Origin of the sequence: Parapedobacter lycopersici (genome assembly GCF_024643285.1) — a bacterium.
Taxonomy (GTDB): domain Bacteria; phylum Bacteroidota; class Bacteroidia; order Sphingobacteriales; family Sphingobacteriaceae; genus Parapedobacter; species Parapedobacter lycopersici.
Window position 1 is genome coordinate 319,999 of sequence record NZ_JAMSLW010000006.1, and the last position, 17,238, is coordinate 337,236.

10 protein-coding genes are annotated in these 17,238 nt (G+C 48.6%); 9 read left to right on the top strand and 1 reads right to left on the bottom strand.

All coding sequences use genetic code 11. The features are described 5' to 3' along the window. Nucleotides 1-45: 45 nt before the first annotated feature. A complete protein-coding gene (locus tag NEV57_RS14130) occupies nt 46-2,190 on the bottom strand; it encodes a S46 family peptidase (RefSeq protein ID WP_257658981.1) in 2,145 nt (714 codons plus the stop codon). 240 nt (nt 2,191-2,430) lie between these two features. Here NEV57_RS14130 and NEV57_RS14135 point away from each other — a divergent pair, with 240 nt between their 5' ends. The 9 genes from NEV57_RS14135 (at nt 2,431) to NEV57_RS14175 (ending at nt 17,236) form a co-directional block, all read left to right on the top strand. After that, a complete protein-coding gene (locus NEV57_RS14135) occupies nt 2,431-2,733 on the top strand; it encodes an FtsB family cell division protein (protein WP_257658982.1) in 303 nt (100 codons plus the stop codon). A 181-nt stretch (nt 2,734-2,914) separates the two neighbouring features. Next, nucleotides 2,915-3,931, top strand: a complete 1,017-nt coding sequence (locus NEV57_RS14140; RefSeq protein WP_257658983.1) for a PIG-L deacetylase family protein — start codon at nt 2,915-2,917, stop codon at nt 3,929-3,931. A 229-nt stretch (nt 3,932-4,160) separates the two neighbouring features. Continuing rightward, nucleotides 4,161-4,760 (top strand): RNA polymerase sigma-70 factor, encoded by a 600-nt coding sequence (locus NEV57_RS14145; RefSeq protein ID WP_257658984.1) that lies wholly within the window; start codon nt 4,161-4,163, stop codon nt 4,758-4,760. 44 nt (nt 4,761-4,804) lie between these two features. Beyond that, on the top strand, nt 4,805-5,992 hold the full coding sequence (locus tag NEV57_RS14150; RefSeq protein WP_257658985.1) for a FecR family protein: 1,188 nt from the start codon (nt 4,805-4,807) through the stop codon (nt 5,990-5,992). A gap of 237 nt (nt 5,993-6,229) precedes the next feature. After that, nucleotides 6,230-9,544, top strand: coding sequence for a SusC/RagA family TonB-linked outer membrane protein (locus NEV57_RS14155; protein WP_257658986.1), 3,315 nt, complete (start codon nt 6,230-6,232; stop codon nt 9,542-9,544). 18 nt (nt 9,545-9,562) lie between these two features. Continuing rightward, on the top strand, nt 9,563-11,143 hold the full coding sequence (locus NEV57_RS14160; protein ID WP_257658987.1) for a SusD/RagB family nutrient-binding outer membrane lipoprotein: 1,581 nt from the start codon (nt 9,563-9,565) through the stop codon (nt 11,141-11,143). Nucleotides 11,144-11,174: 31 nt separating this feature from the next. Next, nucleotides 11,175-12,407 (top strand): selenocysteine synthase, encoded by a 1,233-nt coding sequence (locus tag NEV57_RS14165; RefSeq protein ID WP_257658988.1) that lies wholly within the window; start codon nt 11,175-11,177, stop codon nt 12,405-12,407. A 141-nt stretch (nt 12,408-12,548) separates the two neighbouring features. Beyond that, a complete protein-coding gene (locus NEV57_RS14170) occupies nt 12,549-13,787 on the top strand; it encodes an aminotransferase class V-fold PLP-dependent enzyme (protein WP_257658989.1) in 1,239 nt (412 codons plus the stop codon). Between the two features lie 269 nt (nt 13,788-14,056). Further along, nucleotides 14,057-17,236, top strand: a complete 3,180-nt coding sequence (locus NEV57_RS14175; protein WP_257658990.1) for a SusC/RagA family TonB-linked outer membrane protein — start codon at nt 14,057-14,059, stop codon at nt 17,234-17,236. Nucleotides 17,237-17,238 lie beyond the last annotated feature (2 nt).

Here is a 17,238-nt window from a genome sequence, read left to right on the forward strand (position 1 = left end):
GGCCGCTGCTGAGCGGCCTCTTTTTTTATGGGCAACGGCGACTTGCTATTCCGCAATTGTCATCTCCTCAACCAAATGAGGGGCACCGGCAAATTTATCAATAAGGAACAACACATACCGGATATCCACGGAGATGGTCCGCTGTAATTCCGGGTCGAAAATGACGTCGCCCGCCATGGCTTCGATATTGCCGTCGAAAGCAATACCGATCAGTTCGCCCTTTCCATTCAATACCGGTGATCCTGAATTTCCGCCGGTAATGTCGTTGTCTGTCAGAAAATTGACCGGAAGGTGGCCGGCTTTATCGGCATAGCGCCCGAAATCTTTTGCCTCATACAGGTCGATTAACCGCTTGGGTAGATCGAACTCTTCGTCACCGGGCTGGTATTTGGCAATGGTACCTTTCAACGTGGTAAAGTAATTTTCACTGGCATCATTGGCCGGATCGGGAGGCAATGGGTTAATCTTGCCATAGGTAAGCCGCAGTGTACTGTTGGCATCGGGATAATATTTTTTCCGGGGGTTCATTTTCCGTGTGCCTTCAACGAAAAGACGGAAAGCCCGCTGGAAGCCGGCTTCAGCTTCAGCCTGTTCGGGCGTCGTTTCCCGGTAACGGTTAAGCAGCACCGTGGACAATTGGAACAGCGGATCCTGCTGGATCAGGGTACTGTCCGGGTTCGCCAGAAAGGCGGTTATTTTTGCTTTATCGGAGAACAGGCTTTGGTCAAACGCGGTGTTTATATACCCGCGGAGATCGCTGTTGTTGGCTTCATACAGTGTTTCAATGTATGCCGGAATACCGGCTTCCGAGGCTTTCGCCGCATAGAGGTTGACCAGCGCGCCGAGTACGCCCTTTTCCAGTGGAAGGTACAGGTTGTCGTAAATTCCGCTGAGGTTCCCGTCGATCTGGGGATACACTTCCCGGCGCTTGGCCTCGTTCTGCCGGCTGTAATACAGCAGCGCATTGCCAAGTGAGTAGGGAAGGGCGGCAAACGTACTGGAACGCAGCAGGCCGATGAGGTAATTGTCGTGCCGGCTTTGCAGGTTGGTCTGCTCGTAATAATTATTGATGGTCGGGATGACGTTACCGTAACGTGCCCGGTTTTTGCGCTTGTTGGCCCACCGCTGGAAGTCAGCTTCCTGCGCGGCTTTCGTGGCGGCGGTTTGGTGCTGGGTCAGCGCGTCGATCATGCCCTGGCGGTTTTTCCAGTAATTGGCCACCTGGGAGTAGGTAGATGCGTAATTGAGCTTTACTTCCTGGTTGCCATCCATGTGTTTTTTCATCTGGTCCATGCCTACTTTGGATGCTTCTACCCAAGCGGGGTAGGCGTAGTGGACGTTCTGGTTGATGCCGCCGGAGGGCATCCACCGGTTGGTGCGTCCGGGGTAGCCTAGGATCATGGCAAAATCACCTGCATCAAATCCGTTTAGACTGATGGTAAGGTGATAATCGGGTTGCAGCGGCACATTGTCGGGGGAATAGGGCGCGGGGTCTCCATCGGCGTCGGCATACACACGGAACAATGAAAAGTCACCGGTGTGGCGGGGCCATTCCCAGTTGTCGGTGTCGCCGCCGAATTTGCCGATGCTGGCCGGCGGGGTGCCAACCAGCCGCACATCGGGATAATCCTGGTAAACGAAGTAATAGTATTCGTTGCCGTTATAAAAAGGTCTTACCGAAACGGTGTATTTGCCGCCTTCGTTGTTTTCCTGTTCGATTTTGGCAATTTCGCGGTTGATGACCCGCTCGCGCTCGATTTCATCCATCTCGTCGTTTACCAAACGGAGAATCCGGTCGGTTACATCATCCATGCGCACAAAAAAACGGACAGACAACTCTTCCGGTTTTAGTTCGTCCTGTTGGGTGCTCGCCCAGAATCCGTTGGTCAGGTAATCGTTTTCCGGCGTAGACAGCTCGGCGATGGCACCGTAGCCGCAATGGTGGTTGGTGAGCACCAGCCCCTGGCCGGATACGATTTCGGCGGTGCATCCGCCATCAAACTGGACAATGGCATCCTTTAGGCTGGAGTGATTAATACTGTAGATCTCCTCTGCGGTGAGCTGGAGTCCCATTTTCTGCATGTCCCGTTCATTGAGGCGCTCAATATGCATCAAAAACCACATGCCTTCGTCTGCCTGCACATTCCATTTTACTGCCACAATCAGCAGGATCAAAAATAATTTTTTCATTAGCGTAATTGTTTGTGAAGCATGTATGGATAACTCCTGTTTATTTGCAGGAGCTCATACAGGTTTCCATTATTTTTTACTTTATGATACTGCTCAAAGGTGCGGTAATTAAGTGATTGAACAAAACATTGTTTCGTGTTTTGTAATTTTAATAAACATTTATTCAGGTTGTTATGGAGAAGGCAACATTTTAAAGTAGGGATTTTTATTTTATTAAAATTTTGCCTTACATTTGTTGGTATGGAACGGCTGTTCTCCATTATCCGGAATAAGTATGTGATCGCCTCGGTCGCATTTGCGGTATGGATGCTGTTTTTTGACCGCCACGATATTACTACGCAATACAGCTATTATTCACAGCTGAAAAGCCTGAAAGCGGAGAAAGCGTTTTACACTACTGAGATTGAGCGTGTGAACCAAACGATCGAAGCGTTGAACACTGACCCCGACGCGCTACAGCGCATGGCCCGCGAAAAATACAAGATGAAGAAGGAAAACGAAGACGTTTTTGTCATCATCGAGCGGCAGGAATCCCCACAATAATATCCGGTTACGAATGAAATGAGGCATTGCTGTTTTTGGACGGCGGGTGCAGTCTGTGACCCTAAAAAATCGCAATCGTCACTGGAAATAAACCGGATAATGGTTACCTTGCCTTCCTTGGGTTTTACCCCTAACCAATTATAACGTACCAATATAAAAACACCTAACGACTGATTTAATTATGGAAAGAAGAAAATTTATCAGCAAGAGCATGCTTACCGGCGCGATGCTGCCAACTGTCTACGGTTCATTGACAGGCGCATCCGTTGCGGCGGATGGGGCGAAATCAGGATCATCACCGGGCAGCACACAGCAGGGCGATGTGGTAATTGAACGTCCGGTTGCCGGCAGGCCGCATGAGGGGAAAGTGCTGGCGGTAATCCAACCCCATTGCGATGATATTGCACTCTTTGCGGCAGGCACTGTTGCCAAGCTGATCAGCGAGGGATACACGGGTTACATGATCCAGACGTCAAATGACGACGCCACCGGTGTAGGCAATACAGTTGCCGAACAGATCCTGAATAATGAAATTTCCACCAATGCTGCTGCTAAGGCATTGGGATTGAAGAAAGTATATAACCTGGGGTATCGCAATCACCGGATGGATGAATATAATATCCAGGAGATAAAGGGAAGGCTGATCTTTCTTTTCAGGCTTTTGAAGGTTGATACGGTTGTCTGTTATGACCCCTGGGGACATTACGAGGAAAACCCGGATCATTACGTCACGGCCAAGGCGGTAGAGGCAGCCCGCTGGATGGCCGGAAGTTATGATTATCCGGAACATTTTGACATTGTGGAGCGCCACAGTGTGCTGGAACGGTATTATTTCGCCCGGGGGCCACAACGGGTAAACCGCGTGGTGGATATCAGCAACTTCATTGATACCAAGGTCGAAAGTAATGCCGTGATTACCAGTCAGGGTCCGGGTGGCCATGCCGGTTCGGCATTGCGGAACTCGCTTGCGAAAAACGGGAAAAAACTGGACATCCTCGGAAGCGATGACCATGCAGCCGACCGGAATTACATCAAGCACTTTGTGCTGGACCAGGACTCACAGTATACGCGGGGCGTACCTTCCGACAGGGAGATCGGGAAAAAGTATGGCTTGGAGTGGGCAGAGCAGTTTCATTACATTGGCCCCGATCCATCCAATATTCCGGGCTTTGTCAATGAGCACGCAACCAACACGTAAAGCAAACGGAAGTGCTGTGAAAACAACCTAACGGCCCTAACGCATTACGCCAAGGTGGAACAAACGGCATGACCGTTGGAAGACCTTGGCGTACACTTTTGATTATTTTTCTTTTTTCTATTCCTTTATCTACTCCCTTAGTCCACATAAACTGTCATATCCTTAAACGAGGTGTCCGTTTTTCATGAACTGATACCCCGTACTAACTGTAGCTAAAATAACCTAGTTTATGCTTTCGTACGCTGCTTTGCCCGATCGGCTTCTTTTCGATCTGATGCGATTAGAGGATGAAACTGCTTTTAAGGCAATTTATGATCGGTACTTTGATGCACTGTATGTCCATGCTTATAAAAGACTGAAGGACAGTGAGGAATCCCGTGATGTCATACAGGAAATATTCACCGTGCTTTGGGATAAACGTGGGCAGATCGTGCCGCGGGGAAACCTGTCTGGCTATTTATATACTGCCGTCCGAAATAGAATATTCAACATTATTGCACATAAACAGGTAGCAAGTACGCACCTGCAATCATTGCAAGCATTTATCAACCGGGGTGAATGCCAGACAGACCATTTGGTCCGTGAGAAGGAACTCCGGGCTATCATCGATGAAGAGATTGCAGCCCTCCCGGATAAAATGCAGGAGATTTTTGAACTAAGCAGAACCAAATACTTGAGTCATAAGGAGATTGCCTCGGAACTAAATTTATCTGAACATACGGTTAAAAAGCAGATAAATAATGCCTTGCGGATACTGAGAGCTAAATTGGGAATACTACTGTTCCTGGTGCTCCCGATTCAATATATGCTTACTGTGGCCATTTTCTAATCCCTGGGATCGGTTAACCTGTCTATAAAGAACAACACCAAGTTATGGAAAAGGACGCAAAAAAGCTATTAAAAAAATACAATGCGGGCACCTGTTCAGAAGAGGAAAAAGCTTTTGTGGAGAGCTGGTACGTGCAATGGCGGGGAGACGGATTGAATTTGAGTCAGGAGGAGCGTGCATTGGCAAAAGCGGAAATCTGGCAGCAAATCACTAAATCCCGCAACACGAAGCGGACATATTTATTTCGCTTGCCGTATTTGGCAGCCATCGCTTCGGTAGCTTTCGTACTGTTGACACTGGGTGCGTTACTGTTTTTCAGCAAGGAAACGACAACAGCTGAAAGGCAGCTGTATGCCGGAACGGACGGGCACGGGGTGCGAGATATACAACCCGGAGGAAATAAGGCATTGCTTACGCTGGCAGATGGGAGAACTGTTACGCTGGATGAGATGGCAAAAGGGGAAATAACCGAAGTTGCCGGTATGGTCATCAGAAAGACAGCCGAAGGACAGCTTGTATATGAAATGGATGCCACGGATGCGTCACCCTTTTCCTCCGATGGCTCGCCGCGGTATAACCGTATTGTCACACCACGCGGAGGACAATATCAGATCATTTTACCCGATCAGACAAAAGTATGGCTGAACTCGGCCTCTTCACTCAAGTATCCCATCCAGTTTACGGCCAGTGAGCGGCGGGTCGTGCTTACGGGAGAGGCTTATTTCGAGGTCAGCAGACAAAATACCGCTGCCGGCAAATTGGTTCCTTTTTTTGTTGAAACGGACACTCAGGTTATTGAGGTGTTGGGAACCCATTTTAATGTTAGTTCTTACACAGACGAACGATCTACAAAGACCACGCTGCTGGAAGGGTCAGTCCGCATTTCTGTAAATCCCGCTAATGAGGAAGCGTCACATCACAGCATGATCCTACGGCCTAATCAGCAATCTATTTTAACAAAAGGGAATTTGAATGTGGTTGACGTGGATGCTGCTGAAAGTATAGCCTGGAAAGAGGGTTACTTCAATTTTAAAGATGCAAGCCTGGAAGCCGTGATGCGGCAGCTATCCCGGTGGTATGATGTAGACGTCGTATACGAAGGTAATATACCGAAGGGAACATACACGGGGAAAGTCTACCGGAACATGAGCTTGTCTAAAGTACTTGATATTTTGACCTATGCCGAGGTGAAGTTTAAAATAGCAGGCAAAACAATAACCATTTTACCCTAACTAATAAAAAAGAGGCGTATGAAAGATTAACATGACCCTTGGTACTACTCAAAAAAACCGCAGAAGTGTTGACGCACTCCTGCGGGATAATCTGAGTTAAACTCCTCGGTACGAGGATGCAAATTAATCGGCGAACTAATTCACACAGTATTAACCAGAAGAATCAAAAGTATGAAATTTAATGATTTTATCCTATTGAGGCTGCATGTGCAGCCTCCTCAAATTCGAAAAATAATCATGATAGTTAATTTGGCCACGGTATTAATGATCTGTACGCTTGTACAGGTCAGTGCAAAGGGGTTCAGTCAAATTAGTATACATAAAAAAGATGCCTCATTGGGCGATATCATTGAAAGTATCGAAGCGCAGACGAATTATGTATTCCTTTCCAAAGACTATGACCTTTCCAGAAGAGGCATCGATATTGATATTACCGATGCTTCACTGGAAACAACGCTCGATGCATGCTTTAAAAATTTACCGCTCACGTATAAGGTAATCGATAAAACGGTGGTGATCCGTCGGGCGGAACGGCGGTTGGAAAACCGGTATACCCCGGCTGCTGAAGCCATCGACATCCGTGGCCAGGTAACGAATTCCAAAGGTGAACCGTTGGTAGGTGTCAGTGTAAAGCTAAAAGGCACGTCAGCCGGGACGACCACGGGAGAAGACGGGAAATACGTGCTTACCGTTCCAAATGGCGATGGTATCCTCGCATTTAGTTACATCGGTTATGTGTCACAGGAAACAGCTATTGCCGGCCGGAATATCATCAGCATACAACTGGCTGAGGATGCGAATGCATTAAGCGAAGTGGTGGTTACCGCGCTGGGGATATCCAGGGAGAAGAAGGCCCTTGCTTATTCCGTGACGGAGGTAAAGGGAGAAGAGTTTACACAAGCGCGAGAAATGAATATCGCAAATGCGTTGACCGGAAAGATTGCCGGTGTAAATGCGACCGGGATGGCTACGGGTGCAGGAGGGTCAAGCAGGATCATCATCCGGGGGAACGGCTCATTGAATGGCAATAACATGCCTTTGTATATTGTTAATGGGATGCCAATAGATAATTCCATTCCCGGGGGAGCCGCAACCAGGAGCGGCGCCAAAATTAATGTGGATCGCGGCGACGGCATAGCGGGCATTAACCCGGACGATATTGAAACGATCAGTGTACTGAAGGGTGGAGCGGCATCCGCGCTTTACGGTTCCAGGGCGTCGAACGGTGTTATTCTTATCACAACGAAAAAAGGGGTAGCCAGAAAAGGGATAGGTGTGGAATTTAACTCTTCATCTACCTTTGAAAGCATTAATGTATTTCCGGATTTTCAATATGAATATGGCCAGGGTGTAGATGGCAAGAAGCCAATGACCCAGGCTGAGGCGCTCAATTCAGGACATACCTCATTCGGTGCTAAAATGGACGGTGAGCCGTATGTACAGTTTGATGGAGTGGAACGGCCGTATGCTCCGGTGTATGTAAAGGATAACCTGAAGGCGGTTTATAGAACCGGATCAAATTATGCAAATACGGTTGCTTTTACCGGAGGTAATGAATCGTTGAATTATCGGTTTTCATTGTCCAATACCGATGCTTTTAATATACAGCCTAATTCATCGTTTAACAGGAAAACCGGAAACCTCAATGTAAACTCCACACTGGGAAAGCGGTTGACCGTTCAGGCAGTAGCCCAATATAATATTGAAAAAGCCAAGAATAGACCGAAAATCGGTTATGAGGATGTAAATGCAAGTTGGGTTACGCAGGTAATTGCCAATACTGTGGATATACGGAATCTTGCACCCGGTTATGACGAGGAGGGCAAGGAGATCCAGTGGGGTCCCTGGGCGGAATCAACGAATGTCTACTTTACCCTGAATAAATTCATAAACCACGATAATAAAAATCGATTCATTGGACAGGCGAATATTCAATACGACCTAACGGATAACCTTTACATTAAAGGGACTGTCGGCCAGGATTATTATAATTTTAATTACGTGGCCATTTCACCGACAAATCTTGCCTTCCGGCCGCTGGGCGATTATGAGTCGATTGAATCGGCGGTTTCCGAGACAAATGGTATGCTGACATTAAACTATAATTCAAGGGTGTTTAATGACGCATTGGGAATCATCGGGATGTTAGGCGCCAATAAACAGCGTAGCAGCTACGTGGAAACCCGGATTAAGGGACAGGATTTTATTATTCCATATTTTTACAGCTACACGAATCTAAATATCTTAAATACAATTCCAACCGATAATCAAAGCAGCATAAGCTCGGTATTCGGTTCGCTGGATTTCGATTATAAGGGAATCGCTTACTTAACATTAACCGGCAGACAGGATTGGTTTTCCACGCTGAGTGCAGCGAATAACAGCATATTTTATCCGTCAATCGGAGGAAGTTTTCTTTTGTCCCAGGCAATGGAACTACCCGCCGTCTTTAATCTGCTGAAGCTCCGCGGTTCCTGGGCACAGGTTGGTGGCGCAACGGTCGATCCTTATCGGATTAACCAAACATATGGCTTGCTGCAGGGCGGGCATAACGGCCGGCCGGTCCAGACATTGGGCCTGATCCCAAACCCCGATTTACGACCTTTGGTTTCAACGACGTATGAGGTTGGGTTTGAAACTCAGCTGCTAAACAATAGACTGGGTGTGGATTTTACCTATTATGACCGTAAAACCACCGATGACATTGTGGAGACTCAGGTGAGCAGCACTTCGGGGATGACTTCCACGTTGTTGAATATCGGTGAATTAAGCAACAAAGGCATTGAGTTACTCATAACAGCTACACCTGTTTCGACAGCTAATTTTAATTGGAACGTAAGCTATAATGCGGCTTATAACAAAAGCGAAATCGTCAAATTGGCGCCGGGATTAAACGACAGGGAAATCGGAAAACCTTATAACACCATCTGGGGTTACGATAAACTTGTCAACGAAAACGGCGAATCCGTTTATGATGCGAAGTCAGGGTATGCAGCGAAGACGGATCTGCTGGATCTGGGCGTCGGTGTACCCCCGCTGACGATGGGGTTCACAACGGATTTTGCATATAAAAACTTCTCCCTGAATATTCTTTTCGATGGGAAATTCGGAAATACAATATGGTCCAGGTTTTCCCAATATACGCATCGGTTTGGCCTGCAAAAACGCACATTGCCGGGAAGGGAAAACGGCCTGACATTAAGTGGTGTGGACAGGGAAGGGAACCCCTTCACTAAAACGTGGACAGTAGCGGAATTGGACAGCTATTATGACTATGATAAAAATTACGATAGATTATTTGTGTATGACGGCAGTTTTGTGAAACTGCGCCAGGTAATTTTAGGATACCACCTACCGGTTGATAAACTCGGCCTCTCCAAATTGACATCCGCTTCGGTTTCACTCGTTGCCCGGAACCTGCTCACGCTCTACTCGAAAACTGATGGGTTTGATCCTGAATCAAATAACCTCGTGACGAATGACCAGGGTTATGAATCATTTGGTGTGCCCCGGACCAGAACGATAGGAGTTAATTTGATGGTGAAATTTTAACTATTAATGCTTTATACGATGAAAAGTATACTAACGATCAAAAATATAAATGTCGTATATAAATGTGTTCTTATTACGACAGTGTTTCTTTTATTGTCATGCGATAAAGGATTTGAGAATCTAAATAAAGATCCGAATAAAACAACCGAGCTAATCCCGGAATACCTTTTTACCCAGGCACAATTGTCAGCTATTGGGTTGGATTATAAAGGCGAAGGCTATCGTAACGCCAATCAGGTGATGTCCGGATGGATGCAGCAGTATGCCAATTGCATTGTGGTAAGCGGGGGAGGTGATAAATATACGGAGGAAAACGGATTCAATAATTTTTCGGCAGCTTATCCGGGCCCAGTGAATGATATTGAGACATTGATCCGGGAGCTTTCTGATCCGGAAGAAATAAATAAACTGTCCATCGCGCGTATATGGCGGGTATGGGTGTATCACCGGATTACCGACTTGTTCGGTGATATACCTTATTCTGAGGCGACCAAAGGGGCAACGGATAAATTGTACACGCCGAAATACGACGAACAGTCATTTATTTATATGGATATGCTAAAGGAATTGGACGAGGCCGCCAATGCCTTCGATCTTTCGTTACCAAGTTTTGACCAAGCGGATTTGATATACGGTGGGGAAATAAGCAAATGGAAAAAATTTGCCTATTCCATGATGCTGCGTTTGGGCATGCGGTTAACAAAGGTGGACAATGCAGCGGCTAAATTGTGGGTGCAGAAAGCGATAGCCGGTGGCGTAATCGTAAACGATGAAGATGTTGCATTTGTCCAATACTTGGATGGTTCCCAGATTACCAGCCGAAACCCGGTCGCGTTTCAGTTACTGGCCGGTAATTACTCGAACCAGCAGGATCCTTATAATCGCGAAGGAGGTAAAATTGCGCATAAAATCATCAACCATTTACAAGTAACAAAAGACCCACGATTGAATATTCTTGCCGTGGTTATGGTGGAGCAGCCAACCGGCGGTTATTTTGCCGATACAACCGCGGCATTACAAAAGGGCCTCTTAAATGGCGCACACAGTACGGTACCCGATGATTTTGTAACGTATAGCGAACCCAATCCGAACACGGTCTTAAAGTACGAGTCGCCGATGCTGGTGTTAACCAACTGTGATATGAATCTTAACCTTGCAGAGGCTGCCCTCCGAGGTTGGTATCCGGGCGACGCTAAAACGGCATACGAAGACGCGGTTAGGGCCGGCATGAAACAGTGGGCGCTATGGGGTAATTATGGCGTAATATCCGATGAAAGAATTGCTGCGTATCTTGCATATAATCCGTATAACGAAAACGGATCGTTTGAAGCGCAACTGGAACAGATACAGACCCAACGATGGGTGTCTGCGATGTTTACGGATGAATGGGAAATATTTGCCAACTGGCGGCGGACAGGTTATCCTGAACTTGTGCCGGTGAACTACCCCGGAAACTTAACAGGAGGCACAATACCCAGGCGTTTTATTGTGCCATACGATGAAGAACGACTAAATGGCGAAAATTTCCTGGATGCAAAGGCAAGGCAGGGAGGGAATAACTCCTATACTGCCCGGGTATGGTGGGACGTCGCGGAGTAATGGATTAAAGGAATACAGATTAAATCAAAAAATGATGAAACGAAGAGAGATTATCAAATTGCTTTCTGCAGCACCCTTAATCGGGGGAGCAGCTGGCAGTATTTTGCCAAAAACCGCGCTTGGCAGCGCCGGGGCAGCCGGCACTATTGCCAAACGGGATCTAATAAAGGAACTTGGTTTACGGACATTTATCAACGCAGCAGGCACGTATACGACAATGACCGCTTCGCTTATGCACGATGAAGTGATTGAGGCAATTAACAGTTCTTCGCAGGAGTTTGTGATGTATGATGACGTGCAGGACCGGGTTGGAGAGCGAATAGCCGAGATATGCCATTCGGAGGCGGCCATGGTGACCGCTGGGTGTTGGTCTGCCCTGGTATTGGGCACCGCGGGTGTCTTAACCGGAATGGACAGGAAGAAAGTAGCCCAGTTGCCCCGGGTGGAGGACTTTGATAAAAACGAGGTAATTGTCCAGAAGGGCCACAACCATGGGTATATACATGCATTAACGAATACAGGCATTAAGCCGGTGGAAATCGAGCGCAGAGCGGACCTTGAAAATGCCATAAATAGTAAGACTGCATTGATGTATTTTTTAAATGAAAGCGCCCCGCATGGTATGATATTGCATGAAGAATGGCTATCAGTCGCCAAAAAACACAATATACCAACGATTATTGATATTGCTGCGGATATCCCGCCGGTTGAAAACCTCTGGAAATACAACGACATGGGATTTGATCTGGTATGTATTTCCGGGGGGAAGGCCTTAAGAGGTCCACAAAGTGCCGGATTACTTTTGGGAAAAAAGGAGCTGATCGCAGCAGCCCGTTTGAGCGCTCCTCCGGGTGGAGGTAATATCGGTCGGGGAATGAAAGTTAATAAAGAGGAGATTTTGGGGATGTATGCGGCATTGGACAAGTATGTTCGGCAGGACCATGATAAAGAATGGAAAATGTGGGAAGATCGGGTGACGGTCATCGAAAATGCGGCTAAGAAGGTAGATGGTGTAACTACTGCGGTTACCGTTCCTCCGATAGCCAACCATACACCGTCGCTCAGTATCTCGTGGGATATTGGCCGGGTCAATATTTCAAGACAGGAGTTACAGGAACGGCTGCGCATGGGAACCCCTTCTATTGAAGTTATGGGAGACGGTGACCATACCATTAAGCTGACGGTTTTTATGTTGAAAGACGGACAGGACAAAATTGTAGGGAATCGCATTCAGGAAGAACTTCTGAGGGCCTCGACAAGTTGAAACAATTGTATTAATTTCGATATAAATAACAAGAGCCATCCGAATTCTCAGTTTGGGTGGCTCTTTTATTTGTGATATTATCCGCCAGGCCTTATTTTCGATATACGAAATATAAACCCGATAAATAAAACCTGATAAATTATGAAACGCAGAGATGTGATCAAAGGACTGAGTCTATTACCCCTGATCGGTAGTTATAACGGCGGTCCGGTTAACCTGCAGGACGAAAAGACGGCGAAGGCCGATGTATCGGCATCCCAGTCGGCCGACCTGTTTGACGAGCTCGGGGTTACGCGCTACATCAATGCCGGCGGTACCATAACGGTGATTTCAGGATCGCTCATGATGCCTGAGGTAATGGAAGCCATTAATTCCACCTCACACGACTTTGCTAATATGCACGAGCTGCAGGATAAAGCGGGCGCGAAAATCGCGGAAATGCTGGGCTGCGGGGGCGCGATGGTAACGTCGGGAGCGGCAGGTGGAATCCTGCTGGGTACCGCGGCATGCATCACCGGGAGTGATCCGGAATTGATTAGTGCGCTACCGGATGTACCCGGACCGAAACGGGAGGTAATTATCCAAAAAGGGCACCGCAACCGGTTCGATCAGATTGTCCGGACCTGCGGCGCCAGGCTGGTTGAGGTGGAGGGAGCAGCGGAGATGGAAGCCGCTATCAATGAACATACGGTGATGGCTTTTTATAAGAACAATGCACCTTCACCGGAATACCATACCACGATAACCCATGAGGAATTTGTGGCCGTAGCAAAGAAACACGGTATTCCCACATTTATTGATGCTGCTGCGGATGTGCCGCCGGTGGATAATCTCTTTAAATTCCAGAAGATCGGTTTTGACCTGATCACCTTCTCCGGAGGAAAAATGATCCGTGGCCCACAGAGCGCAGGTCTCCTCTTCGGCAGAAAGGATTTAATAGAAGCCGCTAAGCTGAATCACAGTCCTTACGAAAGCCCCATCGGCCGGCCGATGAAGGTTAATAAAGAGGAGATTTTCGGGATGTATGCTGCATTGAAATCTTACCTCGCTCGCGACCATGAAAAAGAATGGCAAAGCTGGCTGGATCGGATTGAAACCATTCGAGAACAGCTGGAAACCATTCCTACGGTAAAGGGAGCAACCAGCGTCGCTCCGGGCCCCGCCAATGCCTACCCCAGGTTGCAGTTGCAGTGGGACCAGAACCGGGTAGGTATCACGCCGGAGGAGGTTAGCGAAAAGCTGAAAACCGGAACGCCTGCCATTCTTGCCGGAGGTCGTGGTGATACATTGAATGTGGGGGTTGTACTGCTCCGTCCCGATCAGGTGGCTATTGTCGCTCAACGGGTAAAGGAGATTCTGACGGAAGCATTACGGGCATAAACACCGGACATTTTCTTTCTGCGAAAGCGTGCACGGAATCATTCCGTGCACGCTTTTTTTTGTTTTACCCGTGCCACCGCCGGGCAGGGGCGACTAGCCCGGCCAATCCTCCCGCATACCCCCAGACTGATTATTAACCGTCTTAACGTTCATGGTCGCCAGCTGCGGAAAGCAGCTAATCATACCAAATGCCATTCGTGTTTCCATCATGCAGGCGAACCGCTTTCGCCTGCGAACTAACTTACTTATTAACCAGTAAAATTAAAAGAATGAAGTTACATGCTTGTATCTTGCTGAGGCGACGTGCCTGGCCTCAGCAACTCCCTAATTTGGCCGCCATCGGGATGACGGCCTGGATGATTATGTCGTTTACGCCGGTCAGTGCCGGAAGTCCCGATCCGAATTATGCACATCGCAGTGGACCACGCCTCATTGGTGTGGTCGCTCATAACGCAGTTGATATCGGCGGCCGGGTAACCGGAACTGATGGTGAGCCGCTTGCGGGTGTCAGCGTACGACTGGAGGGAACAAACACCGGGACAACTACGGACGCGGAGGGCCGTTATGCGCTGGCAGCCGCTGACGGCAGCGGTACACTCATATTCAGCTACGTCGGCTACGTTTCCCAGGAAATTGCCATCAATGGCCGGAGTACCATTGACGTACAACTGGTGGAGGATGCCAATGCGCTGAGCGAAGTGGTGGTGACTGCGCTGGGGATAACCAGGGATAAAAAGGTGCTGGCCTATTCCATCACTGAGGTGGGAGGAGAAGGATTTACGAAAGCACGGGAAAACAACCTGGGCAATGCACTGTCGGGCAAAATTGCCGGGGTCAACGCATCGAGTACCGCCACCGGACCGGGCGGGGCCAGCCGGGTGATTATCCGCGGAAACGGCTCGCTCGCCGGCGATAACCAGCCCCTGTATGTGGTTAACGGCGTGCCGATTAACAATTCACATCAGGGTGCAGAGACGGGCGGTGATGGGCTGGTCAGTATCAACCCCGATGACATCGAGTCGATCTCGGTACTGAAGGGGGGGACGGCAGCGGCGCTGTATGGTTCCCGTGCGGCAAATGGGGTAATTTTGATTACCACTAAGTCCGGAAATATCCAAAAGGGTATTGGCGTTGAGTTGAATTCAACAACCACGGTGTCCAGTCCGCTGGTGATCCCGGATTGGCAGTATGAATACGGCTCCGGAACCCGCGGGGAAAAGCCGGTTACCCAGGGTGATGCTGTTGCTAACGGCCGGACATCCTGGGGTGCCCGGTTGGATGGCTCACCAGTGATCCAGTTCGATGGGGTAAACCGGCCGTATACAGCCCAGCGGGATAATGCCAGAAATTTTTACAACAATGGCCTGAATCTTTCCAATACCCTGGCACTGAGCGGGGGTAACGAAATCGCGCAGTTCCGTTTTTCTGTGTCAAATATGCATGATGCGGGCATTGTGCCAAAGTCGGCTATGGAACGAAATGCGTTCAACCTTAGTGTGAATGCCAATTTATCGGACAAGATATTATTCGAAGGGCGCGCCCAGTATAATATCGAAACGGCAAAGAACCGGACTTCCATTGCTGATTTTACCAATAACCCGAATTCTTCGGTGGGATTGATGGCGACCAGCATTGATGTGCGCACGCTGGATCCGGGATATGATGAGCGGGGATACGAGGTGCCCTGGAATGATTATATTTTTGTTACCAACCCCTATTTCGCAATAAATAAGGTGAAGAATGAAGACGAGCGCCGCCGGTTTATAGGCACTTTTAACGTCCGTTATAACATTGCTGAATTTCTTTATGCGCGGGCACGGGTAGGAATCGACTATTTTAATATTGCCGGCTGGGAAATTGGTCCCACGGGGCGGCTAACAAATCTTTTCGGTGATTACAGTACCGACCGGAATACCACCTATGAAACCAATATCGAGGGCATCCTCGGGTTTGATAAATCGTTTGGTAATTTCTCCCTCAATGCGATTGCCGGAGGTAATAAAATGTATAACCAAAATGCTTTCGGCGGACTGTCAAGCGGTAACCTGAATGTGCCGTTCCAGTATTTTATCAGCAATGGCAGCAGTCAGACGTTTTCGGACGGTTTTGGCGCTTCAGCGATCAATTCATTGTTCGGCTCGGTGGATGTCGGGTTCAAAGACTACCTCTACCTGTCATTGACGGGTCGCCAGGACTGGTTTTCGACGTTATCTCCGGAAAGCAACAGCCTGTTCTATCCCTCCGCGGGACTGAGTTTTATCTTCTCGGATATCTGGGACGCAAAGCCGTCGTGGCTGAGTTATGGAAAAATCAGGGCATCATGGGCACAGGTCGGCGGGGACGCGCCAAGCCCCTATGGACTGGATCTGACCTATTCTACCGGACAGGAAAACCTGGCGGGACAGCCCCTGATGCGGATCAGCGGCAATACCATTCCGAACGCATTGCGGCCATACACGTCGACAACAACCGAGGCGGGGCTGGAAGTACGGGCCCTGAACAACCGGCTTGGCGCGGATATCACGCTGTACCGAAAGGTCACTACGGATGATATCGTACGTGCCTCGGTGCCAAGCACGTCGGGATATAGTAACGTGAGCCTGAATGTGGGTGAAATGCGTAACCAGGGAATTGAATTGCTGTTAACAGGTACACCGGTACAGTCAACTGCCGGGTTCAGATGGGATGTCAGCTACAACATGGCTTATAACCAAAATACGGTGATTAAAATAGCGGATGGCCTGACCAGTCTGACCGGGGGCGCGGCCCGTACTGACAATGCCCGGATCAATCATTATGAAGGAAGTCCTTACGGGATGGTTTCCGGTTTCAGGGCCAGGCGGGATGAACAGGGTAACATCATGTATAACAGTGCCAACGGGATCCCACTACAGGGTGAATTTGAAGCGTTGGGACGGGGTGTCCCGCCCTGGACAATGGGATTGTCCAATACCCTTACGTATAAAAACTTTTCCCTCGATGTGCTGCTCGACGGCAAGTTTGGCTCCATGATGTATGTTTCTACCAACGCATATGGAACATATTACGGACTTGATAAACGAACGGTAGCCAATGGTGTCCGGGAAAGCGGTGTATCGGTTGCCGGGGTCGACCAGGATGGACAGCCCTACAGTGCGGTAATTCCCGCGCAGAATTATTTTCAGGGCATTGCCTTTTCCCTGACCGACCAGTTTATCGCGGATGCGAGCTTTGTGAAGGTCCGACAGCTGGTATTTGGGTACTCCCTGCCGCAATCGCTGGTCACGAAAACCCCGTTTCAGTCGGTTGCCATTTCTTTTGTTGCGCGTAACCTGTGGTTACTCTATAGCAGTGTAGCTAACGTAGACCCGGAAGCCACCTATGGTACAACCGGAGGTACGTACGGACTGGAGATGTTCGGCGTGCCGCCCACGCGGAATTTTGGATTTAACCTGGCTGTCCGTCTGTAAAA

Bases quoted from the DNA above. Each gene is read 5' to 3' on its own strand.
- NEV57_RS14130 (WP_257658981.1), bottom strand. From the start codon at position 2,190: ATGAAAAAATTATTTTTGATCCTGCTGATTGTGGCAGTAAAATGGAAT.
- NEV57_RS14135 (WP_257658982.1), top strand. From the start codon at position 2,431: ATGGAACGGCTGTTCTCCATTATCCGGAATAAGTATGTGATCGCCTCG.
- NEV57_RS14140 (WP_257658983.1), top strand. From the start codon at position 2,915: ATGGAAAGAAGAAAATTTATCAGCAAGAGCATGCTTACCGGCGCGATG.
- NEV57_RS14145 (WP_257658984.1), top strand. From the start codon at position 4,161: ATGCTTTCGTACGCTGCTTTGCCCGATCGGCTTCTTTTCGATCTGATG.
- NEV57_RS14150 (WP_257658985.1), top strand. From the start codon at position 4,805: ATGGAAAAGGACGCAAAAAAGCTATTAAAAAAATACAATGCGGGCACC.
- NEV57_RS14155 (WP_257658986.1), top strand. From the start codon at position 6,230: ATGATAGTTAATTTGGCCACGGTATTAATGATCTGTACGCTTGTACAG.
- NEV57_RS14160 (WP_257658987.1), top strand. From the start codon at position 9,563: ATGAAAAGTATACTAACGATCAAAAATATAAATGTCGTATATAAATGT.
- NEV57_RS14165 (WP_257658988.1), top strand. From the start codon at position 11,175: ATGATGAAACGAAGAGAGATTATCAAATTGCTTTCTGCAGCACCCTTA.
- NEV57_RS14170 (WP_257658989.1), top strand. From the start codon at position 12,549: ATGAAACGCAGAGATGTGATCAAAGGACTGAGTCTATTACCCCTGATC.
- NEV57_RS14175 (WP_257658990.1), top strand. From the start codon at position 14,057: ATGAAGTTACATGCTTGTATCTTGCTGAGGCGACGTGCCTGGCCTCAG.